The organism is Halobacteriovorax sp. GFR8 (genome assembly GCF_050955245.1).
Taxonomy (GTDB): Bacteria; Bdellovibrionota; Bacteriovoracia; order Bacteriovoracales; family Bacteriovoracaceae; genus Halobacteriovorax_A.
This window is the reverse complement of sequence record NZ_JBPBLR010000002.1, coordinates 1,075,371-1,094,326: the sequence shown is the minus strand read 5'-3', so window position 1 is coordinate 1,094,326 and position 18,956 is coordinate 1,075,371. Positions and strand designations below refer to the sequence as shown.

At 38.2% G+C, this 18,956-nt stretch carries 14 protein-coding genes; 8 read left to right on the top strand and 6 right to left on the bottom strand.

Annotation, left to right across the window (positions count from 1 at the left end; all coding sequences use genetic code 11):
* Positions 1 to 83: 83 nt before the first annotated feature.
* The 5 genes from ACRXC1_RS05805 to ACRXC1_RS05785 all read right to left on the bottom strand — a co-directional run bounded on the left by ACRXC1_RS05805 (position 84) and on the right by ACRXC1_RS05785 (position 11,693).
* A complete protein-coding gene (locus tag ACRXC1_RS05805) occupies positions 84 to 2,726 on the bottom strand; it encodes a hypothetical protein (RefSeq protein ID WP_433657229.1) in 2,643 nt (880 codons plus the stop codon).
* 359 nt (positions 2,727 to 3,085) lie between these two features.
* Positions 3,086 to 6,076: a hypothetical protein gene (locus ACRXC1_RS05800; protein ID WP_433657227.1), complete on the bottom strand. Its 2,991-nt coding sequence runs from the start codon at positions 6,074 to 6,076 to the stop codon at positions 3,086 to 3,088.
* 256 nt (positions 6,077 to 6,332) lie between these two features.
* Positions 6,333 to 7,670, bottom strand: a complete 1,338-nt coding sequence (locus ACRXC1_RS05795) for an MBL fold metallo-hydrolase (RefSeq protein ID WP_433657225.1) — start codon at positions 7,668 to 7,670, stop codon at positions 6,333 to 6,335.
* Positions 7,667 to 11,104 carry a thiamine pyrophosphate-dependent enzyme gene (locus ACRXC1_RS05790; protein WP_433657223.1) on the bottom strand — a complete coding sequence of 1,146 codons (3,438 nt, stop codon included), beginning with the start codon at positions 11,102 to 11,104 and terminating at the stop codon, positions 7,667 to 7,669. The genes ACRXC1_RS05795 and ACRXC1_RS05790 overlap by 4 nt, the downstream gene beginning before the upstream one ends.
* A gap of 70 nt (positions 11,105 to 11,174) precedes the next feature.
* On the bottom strand, positions 11,175 to 11,693 hold the full coding sequence (locus ACRXC1_RS05785; RefSeq protein WP_433657221.1) for an energy transducer TonB: 519 nt from the start codon (positions 11,691 to 11,693) through the stop codon (positions 11,175 to 11,177).
* A gap of 94 nt (positions 11,694 to 11,787) precedes the next feature.
* Between ACRXC1_RS05785 and hppD the strand changes: the two genes are divergently transcribed.
* Positions 11,788 to 12,861 carry a 4-hydroxyphenylpyruvate dioxygenase gene (gene hppD / locus ACRXC1_RS05780; RefSeq protein WP_392907615.1) on the top strand — a complete coding sequence of 358 codons (1,074 nt, stop codon included), beginning with the start codon at positions 11,788 to 11,790 and terminating at the stop codon, positions 12,859 to 12,861.
* A 3-nt stretch (positions 12,862 to 12,864) separates the two neighbouring features.
* Here hppD and ACRXC1_RS05775 read toward each other — a convergent pair whose 3' ends face one another.
* Entirely contained in the window at positions 12,865 to 13,224 is a 360-nt protein-coding gene (locus tag ACRXC1_RS05775) for a hypothetical protein (RefSeq protein ID WP_392907613.1), read from the bottom strand.
* A 275-nt stretch (positions 13,225 to 13,499) separates the two neighbouring features.
* Between ACRXC1_RS05775 and ACRXC1_RS05770 the strand changes: the two genes are divergently transcribed.
* Genes ACRXC1_RS05770 through ACRXC1_RS05740 form a run of 7 tightly spaced genes read left to right on the top strand, consistent with a single transcriptional unit; the run spans position 13,500 to position 18,948 of the window.
* The gene (locus tag ACRXC1_RS05770) at positions 13,500 to 13,811 is read left to right on the top strand and encodes an EthD family reductase (RefSeq protein WP_392856158.1); all 312 of its coding nucleotides are present in this window, start codon (positions 13,500 to 13,502) and stop codon (positions 13,809 to 13,811) included.
* Between the two features lie 14 nt (positions 13,812 to 13,825).
* The gene (locus ACRXC1_RS05765; protein WP_433657218.1) at positions 13,826 to 14,605 is read left to right on the top strand and encodes an enoyl-CoA hydratase-related protein; all 780 of its coding nucleotides are present in this window, start codon (positions 13,826 to 13,828) and stop codon (positions 14,603 to 14,605) included.
* 1 nt (position 14,606) lies between these two features.
* A complete protein-coding gene (locus tag ACRXC1_RS05760; RefSeq protein WP_392907609.1) occupies positions 14,607 to 15,395 on the top strand; it encodes an enoyl-CoA hydratase/isomerase family protein in 789 nt (262 codons plus the stop codon).
* A 12-nt stretch (positions 15,396 to 15,407) separates the two neighbouring features.
* The gene (locus ACRXC1_RS05755; RefSeq protein WP_433657216.1) at positions 15,408 to 16,220 is read left to right on the top strand and encodes a 1,2-phenylacetyl-CoA epoxidase subunit PaaC; all 813 of its coding nucleotides are present in this window, start codon (positions 15,408 to 15,410) and stop codon (positions 16,218 to 16,220) included.
* Positions 16,221 to 16,224: 4 nt separating this feature from the next.
* Positions 16,225 to 17,088 carry a 3-hydroxyacyl-CoA dehydrogenase family protein gene (locus tag ACRXC1_RS05750; protein ID WP_392907605.1) on the top strand — a complete coding sequence of 288 codons (864 nt, stop codon included), beginning with the start codon at positions 16,225 to 16,227 and terminating at the stop codon, positions 17,086 to 17,088.
* Positions 17,081 to 17,740: a 3-hydroxyacyl-CoA dehydrogenase family protein gene (locus ACRXC1_RS05745; protein WP_392907603.1), complete on the top strand. Its 660-nt coding sequence runs from the start codon at positions 17,081 to 17,083 to the stop codon at positions 17,738 to 17,740. Before ACRXC1_RS05750 ends, ACRXC1_RS05745 begins: the two co-directional genes overlap by 8 nt.
* The gene (locus ACRXC1_RS05740; protein ID WP_433657213.1) at positions 17,737 to 18,948 is read left to right on the top strand and encodes a thiolase family protein; all 1,212 of its coding nucleotides are present in this window, start codon (positions 17,737 to 17,739) and stop codon (positions 18,946 to 18,948) included. The genes ACRXC1_RS05745 and ACRXC1_RS05740 overlap by 4 nt, the downstream gene beginning before the upstream one ends.
* The last annotated feature ends 8 nt before the right edge of the window (positions 18,949 to 18,956 follow it).

Sequence of the window (18,956 nt, the reverse complement as noted above, 5' to 3'; positions counted from 1 at the left end):
CTGAGCAATTTTATCTATTTATGATGGATTTTGACAAGGCAAGGCACGTTATAACGCGCCTCACATAGGTTTAATCTAAGAAATTATTCTGATATTTCTGCTGCATTGAGAAATTTAGAGTAGATACTCTCCTCCGAACTTACTTCTGAAGGCTCTGAGGCAATAGAACGACCTGCGTTATCTAATTTCTTTATTTGATCGAATTCTAACTGTGGCCCTTCAAGTTCCGGTAGTATTGCTACTTCATACAGCGCATCCTTTGACTGAGAAAGAATGACATTTCCATTATCATCATGACCGATAAAATAAGTTTGTCCATCGGCCAAAACAACTCGATTACTTCCTTCTGAAATGGCATCCGCAACGCGTTTTCGGTCCTGCTTTCCAATACGATTATCTGAAACGGATAATATATCAGATCCTGTACTACTTGATAAACTTAACCCAGATGCCATCTCCGCTGGCCCTAGAGAACTTGCAACCGCGGCCATGCCAGCAGAAGAAGAGGCTCCAATACTTGCGCTACCACTTCCACGGCTTCCACCAGCTCCAGCAGTAGCTACGGCCCTTACCTGAGAGTGAGAATTTACGGCCCCAGTATAACCGGAATTATGTACTCCATTATATGAAGCATCTTCATTAAATGCCTGCTCACTGGCAGCAACTCTTTCTCTATTCTTCGAACTTTCTTCATTAACAGCAAGTGCATTTTTAGCAACACTTGCTAACTGTTCTTTAAGTTCTCTAAGTTGCTTCCTAAGCTCTTGGGCCTCAGTATCACCAGTTTCTGTTGAAGAAAGTTTCTCTTCTATTTTATCAACTTCACTTTGTAGATCTCTTTCAACTGCTTCATGTTTTGTCGTTACATTATTAGATGCCACACTCGTTTGATTATTTACAACTTGTGCCTGACTTACTTGAGCAATTTGTGAGTCATTTGCCATCGCTCTATTTTGTGAGTTTGCATTATACTTTTTATTTAAATACTCGGCCGTTTGAGAAAATGCTCCATCATCTATCGCATCGTTTGAGATATTATCAATAGTTGAACTGGCCTTAGAGTTATTATTAAATGCATTTGCTAAGCCGCCTTTTTCATAAGACTCTCTAAGTGATGCAATTTGTTGTCCATGACTACCACGAACTTCATCGAAGACTAATGCTGGATCATAAGTCGAAGTGAAGTTTCCGTAGCCACCCGCAACAGTTTGAGAAATTTCTCCCTTATCAACAGCAGAACAGTAAAAGTTGGCCGTTGCAATATCGTTACCACCAAATAACTCATTTGCCTCTGTAAACTCTACGGCCGAGACACTTTTCATTACATCATCAACCTTTGTAGGATCACAAGTATATTCTAGCTCTTCAATTCGACTCTCACATTCACTAATAACCTCTTCTTTTAGACCTGTTAAGTGATTCATTAAGGAGTCAAAAATAAACCTCTTAGTATCAGTGTCATCGCTTTTAATATCCTTTAATGCCTTAGAGACTTGCTCAAAGTCATCTGCATCACGAACCATTGACTTCATAAACTTTGAACTAAAGAAAGAAACATACTGAATTAGAAATTGTTCTTCTTCCTCTGCTGTAAAAATCTGATCAGCATAATCGAGTCGCCCTTCTTTCCCATTTGTTTGATAGTAAAGTGAACGACTTAATTTATCTGTCTTTGCAATTTCTTTTTCTCTAAAGCTATAAAACTCACGACTAAAAATTTTGTTATTATAAATGTAGGCTTTAAGATCATCTTTATAATCCTTCGAATATCCTTCTCCGCCAATTCTTTGTTCATTAAATTTTACAATAAAAAGATCAATGAATTGTCTTCTCTTGCTACCACCTCTAGCATCTAAAGTAACATTTTCGGCTGCAATCCTCTCATCGAAGTATTCATCAATATCAGAATTAGAATTAGTGAATAGCTGGTTAAGACGTTGCTTAGCATCCCCCTCAGCATTTGTTTTTAAAAGATTATCGAGATTATAACCAATCTTCTTATCAATAGCGTCTCTGACTTGGGGACTAAAACAAGATTCAATCTTTTGACTAATCTTATCGATATCACTCTTTGTACAAGTAAATCGATCAAAGTTCTCATCTCTAATAGATAACTTATGACGATAACGCTCTAGTCGGCCAGCATTGTCTCTAATGAGATCAAGTAAATTGTAAACACGACTTGCAACGATAGCAGAATAAAGCTTATTTTTATAAGCTTGATCTGAATTAGGGATAAATGACTGCTCTTCTGTGACTGTATCTGTAACATTAGTTACGCAATCACAATATTGATTAACATTAATCTTTTCTTTAGCACCTTCATTAAGGTCAACACTATAGAGAGTGTCTCGACATGCATTTCCATATCTCGACATACTAATTTCCATTTTAGTTACTTGGTCAATTTGATCATCTGCTGGCGAAGAGCTCTTACGATCTCCAACACAGCCCGCATTTGCTAAAGTCTTCTCCATGTCAACAAATGGATCACTCGTTCCAAGAATACGATTTTTCCTAATCTCGTTAAATGTATCTTCATTATGATCAACTTGTTGAAGAAGATAGGTGCCTGCATTAGCAGCATTAGTATCAACCTGACTTAACATAAGTAAGTTTTTATGGATGGGAGAAACAGATGCGCCTGCACCAAAAATCGCCACCGCTTGAGTTGTGCTTTGTAGAGTAAATAAAGTTGTCGTGATAAATATTTTAATTAATTTCATTTCCGTCCCGGATACCTGATCCATTTTGTCTATCGGTGACATTAAGAATTCTCTTAAGTGACTAATTTTTATTGTCTCACTTCCTTTCTTCAATATATTATGGATGCAAAGAATTTAATTTCTAAATAGGTTTTTAAGACAACAGATATCGAGTGATCAAACTCACTGATTTCACATGTAAATATGTTCAAAAACAAATAAATATTTCCTAATCAACAAAATCCTTCTATGCCAATTATAGTCGTCGTTTCAACACTTTCTATTTTTAAAAAAAGTTTAAAAAAAATAAAAAAAATAAAAAAAAATAAAAAAAGACCAGCAAAAGCTGGCCTTGTTATTAATTAGAATATGAAATTGGACTATTCGCTTATTTCAGCAGCATCTAAAAATTTAGAGTAAATGCTGTCTTCACCAGGTGCTTTAGTTTCTTCACCTTCAGATGCTATTTCACGTTTTGGGCCATCCTCGGCCTTTGGCTTCGGTAATTGAGGGCCTTCTTGTTCTGGCCCTGGAACACTTGCTAGAACTTCTTCTGCAGTTTCAGAAAGAATCACATTTCCTTCTTCATCGTGCCCAATATAGTAAACTCGGCCATCGGCCAGAACGACACTATTACTTCCTTCAGCAATGGCCTTAGCTACTAATCGCTGATCACTTTTTGCAATATTATCCCCGGCCACAGCACCAGAAGCTGCGCGAGATGAAGAAGACCCAGAAGTAAGTCCAAGCCCACCTGTTGCTCCAAGGCGATTTATCCCACTTACACCAGAACCGGCAGACGAAATACTTCCTGCACTAGCTGCGTTTGAGTTTGTTGGAATACTAGAGCCTCCAGATGCCTGTTGAACAGCCCTTTGAGAATTTGATGGAGAGGCATCACGACGTCCCCCACCAAAACCACTGCTCGCTGAAATATTAGACATGACTTTATTTCTTTGTGCTGCAATCCTCTTTTCTCTTTCAAGGTCATCGGCCGGATCGTTGTTTTCATTCTTAGATGTAATGGCAGAATTTAGCTCAGCAATTTGTGCCTTTAGAGCAGCTAATTCGGCCTTAAGCTCCGCACTTTGGCTTGCTTCATCCGTAGATACTGCAGTTGAGTTTTGATTCTCCTCGATCTCTCTAGCAATTGCTTGGGCTTCATCCTCGACTCTTGATTTTACATCTTCTAATGATTTTACAGATGTCGTAGGATTTTGAATCATCGATTGTAGAGAATCACTATCAATGACATTAGAGCTTGTGAAACTTGAATTTGAAACAGCTGAATTTGAGCTATTATAGCTCTCAAGAAACTGCGCAGCTTCGTCAAAGTTATACTCACTTGAGCTACCATCATTTGCTATACCTGATTCTTGACCATTATTAATGATATCTCCAGCAGTATTAGCTCTCTCAACAAAGCCACCGAGGCCCCCCTCTAACTTCGAGTCTTGATCACTCTTCACTTTATTAGTCGCAAGACCTGTTGTTGGATCATATGTACCTTTAATTTGTTCTAATACTTTTTGAGAATCTGATACAACATCACTAGCAAGTTTATTGGCATTCGTATTGACTACTCCCATATCTAGAGCAAGACAGTACTTTCTTGAATTTAAAGATACATCTTCACTATTCGTATCATTAATAGCAACAAACTCTTCTAAAGATAGAGAAGACATAATTTCCTTAGGACTACTATTACAGTCTTTTTCAAGGGCCTCAATTTTTTGACGACATGTTGCTCTTAACTCACTCTCATGTTGATTTCTAATAACATTGTACATATCTCCCATAACTTTAGCGCCTTGATCATTTTTCGTTTCAAGGTCATTTAAAGCTTTAGAAATTTCAGACAGAGATGCTTTCGAAGAACCATCAAGTAGTCGAGGTAAGGTTTGACTGGAAATGGAAGTCGCAAATTGTAACATAAGCATATCTTCTTGAACTTGAGAGATATACATATTATCGACAAAAGAGCTTCCCCAACCTTGGCTTTTATTTTCTAAATTGGCCTTGGCCCTTATCGTTTTATCTGTTACATCAAGCTCGTGTTTTCTAAAGTCCTGGTAAGCTCCATACATAATAGGATCACTATAAATATACTTATTTAAGCGGGCTACATATGAACGTGGGAAGCCTAGAGGGCCTCTTTTATGCTGGCTATACTCTAAGATAAAAATATTTGCGAATTCCTTTAGCTTCTCATCATCAGTTGTGAACATCTGTCTTTGTCCACTAACCTTTTCATCAATGTCTTTAAAAATTTGTTCGAAACGATTCTTAGCACGAGATTGTCTAGACGAGTTTCCTAGTGCAGGGATTGTCGTCATAAAGTGCAGGCCTATCATATCTTTTGAAGAATCAAGATCTAGTTTCTTATCAATGGCATCACCAAGTTTCCCTGCAAAACAAGACTTAAGTTTATTACTTAGATTTTCAATATTCTGACCAGAACAACTATACGGATCATTAACATAGCTTTTCTTATCGAATTCATCGAAACGAACTCTAGATCTTTCTAAAAAGTCTTTAAACTCTTTAACTCTATGTGCAACAACTTTTCCATAGATTTTATCTGAAAAATTATCAATGACATCCTTTTGAGCTAATTCTTCTTCTTGTTCATCAGAGTGAGTTATCTTATTAGCGCAATTACAAAACTTTTGAGAATCTACTTTTGGTGTTAAGTTAAACGGATCTTCATCCATTGATAAGTAATCGTCTGAACAGCCCTTAAAGCGGCTATCAAGTTTAAACATAAATGATTCTAAAGATTTCCCATTAGTTCCAAGACGCCCCTGAGTAAGAGATTCATCACCAGAACAAGGTCTATAGGCTTCATCAAAACGAAAAATATATCCTTTATTCCAAGGGTTACTCGCTACCGCAGCTGATGAGCTAAATGGGTATTGAACACTTTGGCCAATCCTGAAGGGAGTATTTGATCGATCTTTTTGCGGATTATCATCATAGCTCAAGTCGAAGTTCGTATCATAATCAAAATCAATCAAGGAATCATCAATTCGACTCATAAGGCCGGCCTGAAGGAAGCTTGGACTATAATACATTGGAGGAACCTTACTTCTAATTCCATCCCCACCCTCAAGTTCTCTTAACTGTATACGCTTAAGGCGAATGGACTTCTCAAAATCTTGATTCGTTTCCGCAATATTGTAGACTTGTTGAACAAGAACTTGTTGAACAGGGTCCACAGCATTGAACTGTCCACTCGCATTCACAACAGCATTACCAACCGCAGCTCCAAGCATGTCACCACTTTGATTAGCTACTCCACTTACTAGACTGTTGGCAAAGCTTGAGTTAATCGTGAATAATAGGATAATCGATGATTTAACAACTTTCATTTCTTCCTCACATAGATTAATCTTCTTAATTTATCGGTTAATAAGTTTTATTTCTTTACTCAACCGATAATAAAGTTGACCACTCCCCTCTTTTATTTTCACTTGAGAAAGGATGTGAGTGAATGATTTTAATTAATTAGACGCAAGATAATTTTACGGCCGGCTTCAACTAGTTGATATCAAAGAATTTTTATGAATTGTAGAATTACTAATCACCAAAATTTATGCAATTAATAGTGCCAATAAATTTTGCTTTTTAGCAAAGTCCTGGCCCAAACTTATTTAACTTATCTAAGTGAGAATCAATCGTAGCATATGCATACTTGTGTAACCTATCAGGTAAATCAGGATAAATTGATTGAAAAATCTCTTCGCGACTTTTCCCCTCTTCTAGGCATGCACGGATTTGATTTTCTCTTTCAATTCTGTGTTCCAATGTATGCTTAACCTTATTGGTCCCCCCAAGGCAAATTCCATGGGACGGCATCACGACTTGTGGATCAAGATTAATGACTTGATTAAGAGACTGGAAATATTCTCTCATATCCGAACCAATGCCACCAATTGTAACTGTTCCGATTGTTTGAATGAGATCAGATACGATCATCCATGCGCCGTCTGCTCGTAAAAGCGAGCTTTGACCGAAAGCATGGCCTCCTGTAGTGACAAGCCTCACGTCATGGCCACATGACGTTGTGACAATATCACCATCCTTATAAAAATTTACTTCATGGCCATCAAAATAATCATTTCCAAAGTCTTTTAGAAGATGCTCGTAAGTACCTTTAGACATGGAAAAAGGAAGGCTTAACTTTTTTGCCAACTCACGGCTTAACTCATGATGATCTGGATGGTGATGTGTTAAAAATATTTCACTTAATCGATGCTCTTTTAGCCCATAGATAAGCTTTTCCAATTCTTTCTCATTCTTAGGAGATGGGTCGATAACAATCTTTTTTCCATCTTCATCTCCAATAACAAAGCAATTTGTACGATTTGCTGGAGGAAAAGTGTGAGACAATGGCATATACTGACGTAGGCCATATAAAGGCTCTATCATTGGTACTTGTTTATCTCCATCATACTTTAAATTAGCATCAAGAAAATCGACACTATTAATATCACGATCAAGATCCTTTAAGATTGTAATCATAGGAGGAACAACTAAGAGGTGTCCTTTTTTGTACTCAGTAAAGGCCTCATGGCAATTCATCCAAGTTGCCTTGGCAATCTCGCCATCATCAAAATGAAAAGCTATTTCATCAAGAGCATTCTTATCTTTTATAAAAACTTTAAAATAATAATTTTCAAAGCGATGTGGATTGAAGTCAGGTGTAACTGCAAGAGCGTATTGTTTAACATCTGTGATATGTCCTAACTTTAGCAGTTCATCAATATTAATATAGAGTTCTTCTTGTATCTCTCTTTTAAGAGCAAAGAGAAGATAATCATCACCACCATTGACCACATCCTCCTCATCAACTTTTCCACCAGGAAAAGATGAGTAGCCAGGAAAGGCCCTAAGGTAGTTTTGTCTCTTCATAATGAGGATTTGATCCTCACAGATAAATATTGCTGAAACTGATTGCTTCAATTGATCTCCAACTCTTTAAATACTCTTTGTGCATTAGTGTAGCGAACTTCCCTGTATCCTTTAATATTATCGAGAAGTTTAAGCGCGTGGTACTGACTATTCTTGGCCTCAATCTTTTGAATGCCATTAAATAGATAATTTCTAACTTTAGAACTAATCTCTCTTTCCTTCTCGTGCCATGATGGAAGGAATGAACGTAATAGTCTAAAGTGTCTCATAAGTTTTAATTGCCAATCTTTTGGTGAAATATCAAATTCAATTTTCTTTCCAAAAATATCAAATGACGGACGATTGATTCTCTCTTTTGTATAAGACTTTCCAAGGAAGCTATAAATACCTTCTTCCATTTGTTTTAGGAATGGAGAAAGCATTAAATGCGCAACCATAACTTCATCTTTTACGATAAACGTCTTAGCTAAAACTCTTGTCGCAAGAACTCGATTTTCCTCATTAACAATAGTTCCAATAGCTCTGGCACCTGAGATAAACTCTGTCGTCTCTTTACCACGATTGTAGATATACTGATCGTGAATCATTTGAATTAAGTCTTTACGACTCATCCAATTAATATCAACAATGGCCTGATCAAGATGCTGTCTAAATTTATTAAGAATATAATTTGAATTATGCCATGGAAGTAGTGATGCCTTAATAGACTCAATTGCTAAATCAAGTGGATCCTTACTCTTAATGACAAGATTCTTATACTTAGCTTCAAAGGCTTCAGTTCCAAGAGACGCCATTTCTCGTCCAAGCTTAAAAGAGGCGATATTATTTTCAACCTCTGCTGGCTTCATTGATTTTTTGAGTGCACCAAGAAGATCTTCTTCACCAAAAGGAACAAGACCTAATTGAAATGCATAACCAAGAATCATACTTGAGGCATATACTGCTTTTCCAAAAAAGAGATCACACCACTTCTTAAGTGGAACAAGGATGATCCTATCATCACCCTTGCTTCTAACTTTCTCAATAAGCTTTGCTCTCGTTAAGCTCTCCTCGCTCTCCCCTTTATCAAGAAGAATTGAAAGAGGTACTTGATATGAATCATCGAAAATGGCCACCGCATTTTCCGTCTTTAAGAATCCAAGTTGCCCAATACCATCTAATAGGTCGGGACTTAAGAGAACGTCAGATCCTCCACGTGGAGTAACCGCCCCCATCGACTTTTCCCTATGACAAATTGACATGTGACCAGTTACGTTTCCATTTCTTTGAGCAAGTCCCTTTTGATCCATAAATTTAAAATCAAGATCATCACGGCCGGCCATTTCAACACATGCATTTGCAATAATTTTAGAAATTGTTGTAATCCCTGATCCACCAACACCAGTGACAACCATTCGCCAAGTATCTCCACTAGCAATGGCATCAAATGTCTTCTTCGTTTCAAACTCTTTAAGATCGTATGTTAAGTGAGAAAGATCACTGTCTCGATACATTGTCGGGTGATACCCCTTAACGACTACTTTTTCAAAACTAGGGCAGGCCTTCATCTTTGTACAATAGCTATCGGCTACACAAATTGTTGGATCGATGGCCATTTTAGTTCCATAAGCATCCATTACCTGAGTTAAACCAGGACACCCCGTCTCTTCAATACAAACACGACAATCTTCACAAGCAGAAGTATTAATTTGATAGAAAGTTTTCTCAGCTAAAGATCCTTTCTGCTTGATCTGAGTTCTCTCCTTAGCTCTTACCTTAGCTTGGTAAGTAAGTGAGCACTCTTTATTTGAAATAATGACTTTCACGCCTTTTTGTACGACAAATTCACGCATAAGGTTTTGATAGAAATAGCGATCAGAAGGGTTAACTTCCTTGGCCACTTTAACACCAAGATTTTGAACGATATTTAACATATCTTGCTTAGGTCTCTTGCTTCCTTCGACATTAATCTTAGAAGCTGGAGTCATCTGATGGCCTGTCATGGCAGTATTATCATTATCTAAAAGAATATAAGTAATATCGTGATCAGCTTGAACTGAGTTTGAAATATCAGTTAGACCTGAGTGGAAAAAAGTTGAATCTCCCATAAGAACAACTGAAGGGTTCTTTGTAAAAAGATCCATCCCCGCACCTAGTGCACCACCTTGTCCCATTGCAGATAAATTATGCATCTCTCCAAAAGGAGGAAGAAATGAAAGAGAGTAACAACCAACATCGCCGTGAGTGATGAGGTCGATATCTTGGGCCTTAAGCCAGCGACGTAGATCTTTCAGAAGAGAAAGAGTTTCACGGTGCGGACACCCTGGGCAAAAAGTCGGAAGTCTTTTTGGAAGTATCTCCCCGAAGTTTCTCTCTTCGAATGCCAATGATTTACATTGGCCAATTTCAAGATAGTCTTTCAGGGCCTCAAGTTTTTCACTGATGATTTCATAACTAAGCCCACCAAATGCAGGGAATCCTTCTGTATCTTTAAAGTCTTTACCGACAATATCAAGAATAAGACCGTGCTTTTGACAAAGAGAGCGAATCTCTCCTTCAAGGAAGCCACGCTTTTCTTCAACCACTACTAGTTTCTTTAGGCCCTTTAAGTACGGAACTAATAAATCATCAACAAGTGGAAATGAAGAAGCTACCTTATAAAGAGAAAAGTGATCAAGGTACTCACCTTCTTCTAAGCATTGCTTAAGTGTTTCAAAAATAACACCACTTGAGATAAATCCAATATCAGCATTAGCTTTTCCAAAAACCTGATCAAGGGCCATCTCTTTAAGAACGCTCTGAAGTTTTGGAAAGCGCTCTTTAATCATACTCACATCAGCAAGTAGAGAGTTTGGTGGAACCATAACATTCTTTTGAAGATCAAAAGTTGATGGATCAATATCAATTAAACCAGCTTCAATTGGTGCTTCATCAAAACACTCAACGCGTCCTCCACCTTCAGCTAAGAATGTTGTTAGAAGTAAACCTTGATAGAGACTTGTTTTTGATGAAATCTCCTTTGCTTTTGCAATCCAATCTTTTAACTCTTTCGGATTTGATGGTTCTAAAAAAGACATATGAAGATGCTTGAATAAGTACCTTGAATCTGCCGCAGTTGAAGTCGACATTGACCAAGGATCATCACCAACACAAATGACTGTGGCAGGATAAATTTCTTTTCCATCAACAATCTTTGGACGTGCAGGATTAGCAAAGTTACCAACAGATAAAGCGTCACTTGCCACATGAAGTCCCATTGACTTCATGGCCACAATACAATCACGTCCCGCTTGCTTTACACCACTTGCCATGGCCGCGGCATTGGCCTCAGAGTTAGCAATAACAACACGGATACCTCTATCGTGAAACTCTTTTTTCTTCTTATATAAGATATTAAAATAATCTGCTAACGGTGACCCAGGGTAACCAGTGTAAAGATTAAAACCAGCTTCAAGAGCACCTTGAATGATTAATTCATTCCCATTGAGAATTCTATATTGACTCATAATTCCTCTAAATTTAATTGAGGTGCAAGTATAGAATTATTATCATGTTTTTTGACGAACCAAAGCGTCATTACTCAATAGTAAACACAATCTTTTTAGTGTACGTATTTTGACTCTTTTGAGGCTTGAATTGCCACAGCTTAGCAACACTTAAAACCGCTTCATTAAATGCTGCATAATCTGCTGGCCTTAAGATCTTGGCATCAATAACCTTGCCGTCAACTCCCACTATGAGGGAGATCGTGACTGTACCACCTATCGCAGACCTTCTCGCTGAGCGTGGATATATTGGTGCCTTAAAGTGAATGATTTGATTATCGAAAGTATTATTAGTTAAAACTTGTTGCTGCTCAGAAGGAGAAGTTTCTTTTTTTGCCTGAACACTTTTACGGGGCTTTTGTTCAACCTTCTTGATTTCTTTTTTTTCAATTTTCTTTTCTTTCTTTATTGCATGCGCCTTAATCTGAATATCAATACCAATACGCTCACGCCTCATTTGTTGCTCACCCTTTCTAATATTTGAAAAGAAAATAACAGCATGAGTCACTAGACTTAGTGCAAAAAAGAAAAACCATAAACGATGCTTCATGCACATATCATAATGCATCTTGCTCCATTTGGGAAAAATCGTTAGTATCTTCCATACTCTATTCAAACAGCAAAATTAAAAGAAGGAAGTTTTTATGAACTCAAAAATTTCTCCAGAGAACCCACTTGGGGTTCTGGCCATTGATCACCTAGAATTCACATGTGATTCGTTAGAGACGGCCACGAAAGAATTATTCTATACATTTGGTTTTTCTAAGACATATGAAAAGCAAAGTGAAAGCAAAGAGCTTTTTACTCAAGGGCAGGTTAGATTTCTTCTAACAGCACAAAAAGGTGGCCATGCAGAAAGCTATTTTAAGGCCCATGGTGAAGGTGTTTCGACAATTTCATTTCTAGTTGAAGATTGTGAACACGCATATAAAACAGCAATGGAGCGTGGTGCAGAGTCACTTCAAGAAGTTGTTATCACAGAAAATGAGCACGGTGTTTATAAGTCGGCACGTATCAAAGGTTTTGGGGATGTTGCCAATGAGTTTATTGAAAGACCTCGCTCATTCTTCCGTCCGGAATATACAAAACTTGAAGAGGATCCAAAGGCACGTCCACTAGGATCTCGAGTTGCAAGAATTGACCACCTAACTAATAACGTTCCAAAAGGCGAAATGAAGAAATGGGTTGAGTTCTATGACCGTGTTTATGGATTCAAAGTAACTCGTTACTTCGATATTAAAGGTTCAAAAACAGGGCTTAACTCAGAGGTTGTCCAGCTTCCAAAGGGTGAAGTTATTATCCCTATTAATGAGCCAAAAGAAGCAGGTGGGAAAGATCAAATTCAAGAATTCCTAGATCGCCACAATGGTGCAGGTGTTCAGCATATTGCCCTTACTTGTGGAGATATCCTAACAACAGTAAAAGACTTAAGGGAAAGAGATATCAAGTTCCTCGATATTCCACACTCATATTATGAAGGTATTTCAGGTCGTGGAATCAATGTTACTGAAAGCCTAGAAGAGTTAGAAGATCGTCAACTTTTAGTTGATGGAGATGAAGAAGGATACTTAATCCAAAACTTCACTGATACATACGTTGGTCCACTATTTTTTGAATTTATTCAAAGAAAGAATCACAATGGATTTGGGGAAGGAAATTTCCAGGCCCTCTTTGATGCCATTGAAAGAGATCAAATGGCCAGAGGATACCTGGACTAGAAATTACTTAATACAACTGAAGATGCTTTGTTTTCGATAAGATCTCGAGGCAAAGCATCTTTTATCAATTGTCATATCTGACCAAGCCTTATAAGCACGATCGCGAATTGAATTAATCACTTCGACAAATCCTTGAAGGACTTCGTATTCTGATTTATCAGAACACTCAAAGAAGAAGTTCTCACAAATAACTTCTTTAGAAATGATAATATCTTCTCGCTCTGTATTGATTACAATATGGGCCTCATGAAAAGGGCGAAAAGATTCAATTACGTGCGCACGCACATCTCTTGGTGAAACTTCTAAGGCAAATGACGCCTGAATTGCCATTGCGACTAGAATTATTTTGATTAATATTTTCATTTTCCACTCCGGGATTAATTATTTTTTAGATGCGGCAATATAGACGAAAATCTAAAGGCAATGTTTATTATTGAAACTATTTCACATAGCGTCATTAAAAACTGATGTTTTACATTAGATTAAACTAATATATGGTTTTCCTTTATCTAAAGTACTGAAAATACGTCAAAAAATGACTCAACTAGCCTATTCAAAAGGTCCCTCATATCCCTACAATATTGGTTTAATTAACTAAAATTTAAACAACACGACACAACTTCAAAGAAAGGATACTTATGTACAAATTAATCGCCATTTATAAAATACCAAATGATATCGACGCATGGGAAAAGCACTATGCAGAAGTTCACACTCCACTTGTAAAGAAAGTTCCAAGCATGAAAGAACTGCGCTTAAACCGCATCACGGGAACTCCTCGTGGAGCTAGTGACCTACACGTTATTGCAGAAATGGTATTCGAAAATAAAGACGACTTCAAAGCAGGTATGAGCTCTGAAGAAAATATGGCATGTGGAAAAGACCTGTTTAACTTCGCTAAGGAGATCGTTTCTGTTCACTTCGCTAAAGAAGAAGTTATCACTCTTTAATAAGGAAAGTTTTAATGAGTAATATCCTTTGTGAATTCCCATATAACGGACATGAGCATATCGCCCTAGTAAAGCTTAATCGCCCTAAGGTTTTGAATGCTCTTTCAACTGACCTAATGAGAGAGCTAGTTGATAAACTTTTTGCACTTGATGACAACCCACAAGTTCGTGTCATCATTCTAACTGGTGATGATCGCGCATTTGCGGCCGGAGCAGATATTGCACAAATGGTTGAAGCAACTCCAATTGATCAAATCAATGATAACCGCTTCCGCTCTTGGCAACAACTTGCTCAAATTACAAAACCAATCATTGCGGCCGTAAATGGCTTTGCACTTGGTGGTGGTTGTGAGCTAGCAATGCACTGTGATTTTATTATTGCAGGAGATAGCGCGAAATTTGGTCAACCCGAAATAAAAATTGGAACGACTCCAGGTGCAGGTGGAACCCAAAGGCTAACACGCGCTCTTGGAAAATCGAAGGCCATGATGCTTGCCATGACAGGTGAAATGTTTGGAGCGAAAGAAGCAATGGATTGGGGCCTTGTTGCAAAGGTTGTCCCAAGCACGACTCTACTTCAAGAAACTTTTGAAATGGCAAAGAATATCGCAAATAAAGCACCTGTTGCCATTAAGCTAATTAAAGAGTCTGTAAACAAGGCCTTTGAAATGAGCTTGAGTGATGGTGTTGATTTTGAAAGAAGAAATTTCTATCTCACGTTTGCAAGTAGCGACCAAAAAGAAGGAATGCGTGCTTTCTTAGAAAAGCGTGATCCAGAGTACAAAGGTTTATAAGATGTCAGAATACAAAAATATCATCATTGAAAAAGAAGCTTTCACAGGTGTTATCACAATTGACCGTGAAGAAGTTTATGGTGCTCTATCAAAAGAAGCGAAGCTAGAAATTATTTCTGCGATCCGTACTTTAAATAGAGATAACGAAGTTGGTTGTATAATCCTCGCCTCAAAAGGGAAAGGATTTTGTACCGGTCAAGACTTAAATGACCGTACGGTACAAGCGGGAGAGAAGCCAGTGGATCTAGGGATTACACTTGAAACAGAGTGGAACCCACTTGTAAATGCTATTAAGTCATCTAAGAAATTAGTCATTGCAGCAGTTGAGGGCGTCGTTGCGGGAGCTGGTGTATCTGTTGCTCTAGCATGTGACTTAGTCGTGGCAAAACCAGGGATAAAATTTGTTTCAGGTTTTTCAAAATTAGGACTTTGTCCAGATGCAGGATCAACTCATATGTTCACGCAAGCACTTGGGCCAAAAAAGGCAATGGAGTACTTTCTCTTCAATGCTCCCCTAACAAGTGAAGATCTTGAAACAGCAGGACTTATTAATAAGGTAAGTGAAGAAGCATTAGCTGACGCTAAAGCTTGGGCCGGGCAAATTAATGCAATGGCACCACTTTCAGTAAAAGCAATAAAAGAAAATATCAGTGTTGCAGTTGACAGCACTTCTAAAGAGTCAATGGATCGCGAGACTGCATACCAGAGATTCTTAGGAAATAGTGAGGATTACAAAGAAGGCCTATCGGCATTCTTTGAAAAGAGACAAGCAAAGTTTTTAGGAAAATAAGAAGGAGGCCCTATGGCAGTTAGAGAATACACTCAAGAAGAATTACAATTATTTGAAGACATTCAAAATGGTAAGAAATTTGATAAGGGAGATGAATTACCTCCTCTATATAAGAAGGCCCTAAGAAACCTTCTATGGATGCAACACGACTCAGAGTACTCTGGAGCACTAGGATATGCACCATGGATTGAGAAGGCACCAACGATGCAAGAAAAAGTTGTTGTTGCTCAAATCGTTAAAGATGAAATGAGACATGCTTCTGTTTGTTATAGACTTCTAAAAGGTCTTGGTGAAGATGTTGACACTCATATCGAAAAGTCAGAACTTGGATTCAAGATGCCAGAAGACGAAGCACAAATTGGATTCCAAAGGCTAAAAGATGACTACCGTGTAAATATCTTCTACTACGGTATTAACTTCTGGGAAGACTTTATTCTTTTTAACTTCCTAATGGATAGAGCTGCTGGTCACCAATTAGAGGACACACTTGATTCAAGCTACCTTCCATGGAAGAAAGGAATTGAAGGGATCTATAAAGAAGAAATCATGCACCTTGCTCACGGAGATAAGTGGATCAAGATTCTTGCTGAAGGTGAAAATAAAGAATTCCTACAAGAAAGATTAAATATCTGGTGGCCACGTGTAATGAATGTATTTGGTTCAACTAAAGGTCGCTCAAATGACCTATACGTAAAACTAGGTCTTAAAAAGAGAACAAATGCTGTTGTTCGTGATGTTTTTGTCAAAGAAGTAGAAGAGCTTTGCGAGCAAGCTGGCCTAGTTCTCCCTGTATACGACGAAGACGCACAACCACAAAGGCAATAATTTAATGAATATAAAAAGTGTACTAGTTATCGGTGCAGGAACTATGGGGCGAGGAATCGCCCAGTGGTTTTGCCAGCATGGTGCTAAAGTTGAGCTAGTTGACCAGCACCTTGAAATGGCCCAAGCAAGCGGTGATCTCATCCACTCTTCATGGGATAAATTACAAAGTAAGGGAAAATTTGATGAAGCGGAAGTTGCTGCATTCAAGAACAACTTAAGCATCGTTGAAATGAAAGATCATCAGATCGATCACGACCTTGTTATTGAAGCAATTGTCGAGAACCTTGATATCAAAAAACAAGTCTTTGCAAAACTTGATGAAGTCATGAAAGAAGAAACGATCTTCTCTTCAAATACATCATCAATTCCAATCACAAAGATGGCAAAGGACCTATCAAAATCTCGTCGAGAAAAGTTTATAGGACTGCACTTCTTTAATCCAGCAACTATTATGAAACTTGTTGAGATTATCGAAACACCTTGGAGTTCAAAAGATTGTGCTCATGCCCTTTATGATTGGTTTGAACGTTATGGAAAAAAACCTGCACTATGTAAGGACTCTCCTGGCTTTATCGTTAATCGTGTGGCCAGAAACTTTTACGGAGAAAGCTTTCACCGTCTGGAAAATTATAACCAAGAACAGGTCACAGAAATTGATCGTGTCATGAAAAATGTTGGTGGTTTTAGAATGGGACCATTTGAATTAATGGATCTTATCGGAATTGATGTTAACTACGATGTCACGCAGTCTGTATGGGCCTCATATTATTATGAACCACGTTTTAGGCCACATAAAATCCAAAGAGAAATGGTTGATAGTGGCCGTATTGGACGTAAAGTAAAAGAGGGGTTCTATCGTTATGAATAAAACAATTTTAGTAAGTGATAACCACCCTCTTTATAAAAATGTTCTCGGAAGTGAATTCCTTTCGATTGTCGTTGATCCATATAGTATTAATACTCTTGATGGTGTTGACTTCGATGAAACTGACTTTATTCTCGACTTAACTTGCTTTGATCGAAATTCAAAAATGGATCTCTACGAACATCTCGACATCGTCTTTGGAGGACCAATCGTCTCAGATCTTACAGTGAACTGGGGTGAGTACCTAATTGGCCAATATGAAAATGTTCTTGGTGCCGTTGCGGCAGCCTTTTACTCGCCTAAGAGTTGTTTTGAATTCTATATGAAAGATGATGTAATTGAAGAAGCGACGTTTGAAGTTTTTAAAAAGCTAGGCTTTGACTTAGAAATCGTTAACCACATTGGTATTGGTTTTACTTATCCAAGAGTTATTTCTCAAATCATTAATGAAGCATACTTTGCCAAAGAAGAGGCACTTGCCTCAAATGCTGATATTGATAAGGCAATGAAGTTTGGAGTGAACTACCCTCTTGGCCCATTTGAATGGTCGGAGAAAATTGGCGTTGAAAAGATCTTAATTCTTCTTGAAGAGCTAAGAGAAATCACAGGCGATGCACGCTATCGTCCATCAAAACTATTAAGGATGAATCTATGAGTTTAAATAATAGAGATGCATATATTGTATATGCTAAGCGAACTCCAATTGGAAAACTTGGAGGAAGTCTCGCTCACTTACGTGTCGATGATATGCTGGCAAACCTATTTCGTGACTTTTCTCAAAACTTTGATTTTGACATGAAAGAAATCGACGATGTTATCGTTGGTTGTGCAAACCAGGCCGGAGAAGATAATCGTAACCTGGCCAGAATGGCAGCACTACTTGGAGGCCTTCCTTACGAAGTCCCAGGTGTAACCCTTAACCGTCTTTGTGCTTCTTCACTTGATGCAATTATTGATGGTTGGTCACGTATTAACTTAGGCATGGCCGACTGCCTTCTTGTTGGTGGTGCAGAAAGTATGACAAGAGCACCACTTGTAATCTCTAAAGGCTCAACACCCTTTGGACGTGACTCACAGATGTTTGACACTACTTTTGGTTGGCGATTTCCAAATAAGAAGATGGAAGAAATGTTTCCTCTGCTAGGAATGGGGCAAACAGCTGAAGAAGTTGTGGCAAAGCTTGGAATCTCTCGAGAGGATCAAGACCTTTTTGCACTTGCTTCTCACCAAAAGGCATGTCAAGCATGGGAGAATGGAGATTTTAATGACGAAGTTCTACCTGTTGAAATCAAACTAAGAAAACAAACACTAACTGTCGAAAAAGATGAAGGACCTCGTCCTTCAACAACTTTAGAGGCCTTAGCTGGACTACGAGCAGTCTTTAAAAAAGATGGCTCCGTAACGGCAGGAAACTCTTCAATGATGAATGATGGTGCAGCCTGTGTGGCACTTGTCAGTGAGGAATTCTTAAAACGCCATAATTTAACTCCACTAGTAAAACTAACAGGAGCAGGTGTTCGTGGAATTCACCCAAGTATCATGGGCCTAGGTCCTGTCGAGTCAACAAAGAGACTAATGGATAAGTTTGGAAAGAAAATTTCAGACTTTGACGTTATCGAACTTAATGAAGCCTTCGCGGCCCAGTCACTTGGCTGTATTCGCGAACTAGGCCTTGATGAATCAAAAATCAATCTACGTGGTGGAGCAATCTCACTTGGACACCCTCTCGGATGTTCAGGCGCTAGAATTGTGACAACGCTAACTCACATCATGAAAGATAACGCAAACCTGAAGCAAGGCTTAGCCTCAATGTGTGTTGGTGTAGGACAAGGTGTTTCACTTAGTATTGAAAACTGTAAATAGGAGCATAT

What these genes read in the sequence shown, in the direction of transcription:
- ACRXC1_RS05805 (WP_433657229.1), bottom strand. Translation starts at nt 2,726, where the DNA reads ATGAAATTAATTAAAATATTTATCACGACAACTTTATTTACTCTACAA.
- ACRXC1_RS05800 (WP_433657227.1), bottom strand. Translation starts at nt 6,076, where the DNA reads ATGAAAGTTGTTAAATCATCGATTATCCTATTATTCACGATTAACTCA.
- ACRXC1_RS05790 (WP_433657223.1), bottom strand. Translation starts at nt 11,104, where the DNA reads ATGAGTCAATATAGAATTCTCAATGGGAATGAATTAATCATTCAAGGT.
- ACRXC1_RS05785 (WP_433657221.1), bottom strand. Translation starts at nt 11,693, where the DNA reads ATGAAGCATCGTTTATGGTTTTTCTTTTTTGCACTAAGTCTAGTGACT.
- hppD (WP_392907615.1), top strand. Translation starts at nt 11,788, where the DNA reads ATGAACTCAAAAATTTCTCCAGAGAACCCACTTGGGGTTCTGGCCATT.
- ACRXC1_RS05775 (WP_392907613.1), bottom strand. Translation starts at nt 13,224, where the DNA reads ATGAAAATATTAATCAAAATAATTCTAGTCGCAATGGCAATTCAGGCG.
- ACRXC1_RS05770 (WP_392856158.1), top strand. Translation starts at nt 13,500, where the DNA reads ATGTACAAATTAATCGCCATTTATAAAATACCAAATGATATCGACGCA.
- ACRXC1_RS05765 (WP_433657218.1), top strand. Translation starts at nt 13,826, where the DNA reads ATGAGTAATATCCTTTGTGAATTCCCATATAACGGACATGAGCATATC.
- ACRXC1_RS05760 (WP_392907609.1), top strand. Translation starts at nt 14,607, where the DNA reads ATGTCAGAATACAAAAATATCATCATTGAAAAAGAAGCTTTCACAGGT.
- ACRXC1_RS05755 (WP_433657216.1), top strand. Translation starts at nt 15,408, where the DNA reads ATGGCAGTTAGAGAATACACTCAAGAAGAATTACAATTATTTGAAGAC.
- ACRXC1_RS05750 (WP_392907605.1), top strand. Translation starts at nt 16,225, where the DNA reads ATGAATATAAAAAGTGTACTAGTTATCGGTGCAGGAACTATGGGGCGA.
- ACRXC1_RS05745 (WP_392907603.1), top strand. Translation starts at nt 17,081, where the DNA reads ATGAATAAAACAATTTTAGTAAGTGATAACCACCCTCTTTATAAAAAT.
- ACRXC1_RS05740 (WP_433657213.1), top strand. Translation starts at nt 17,737, where the DNA reads ATGAGTTTAAATAATAGAGATGCATATATTGTATATGCTAAGCGAACT.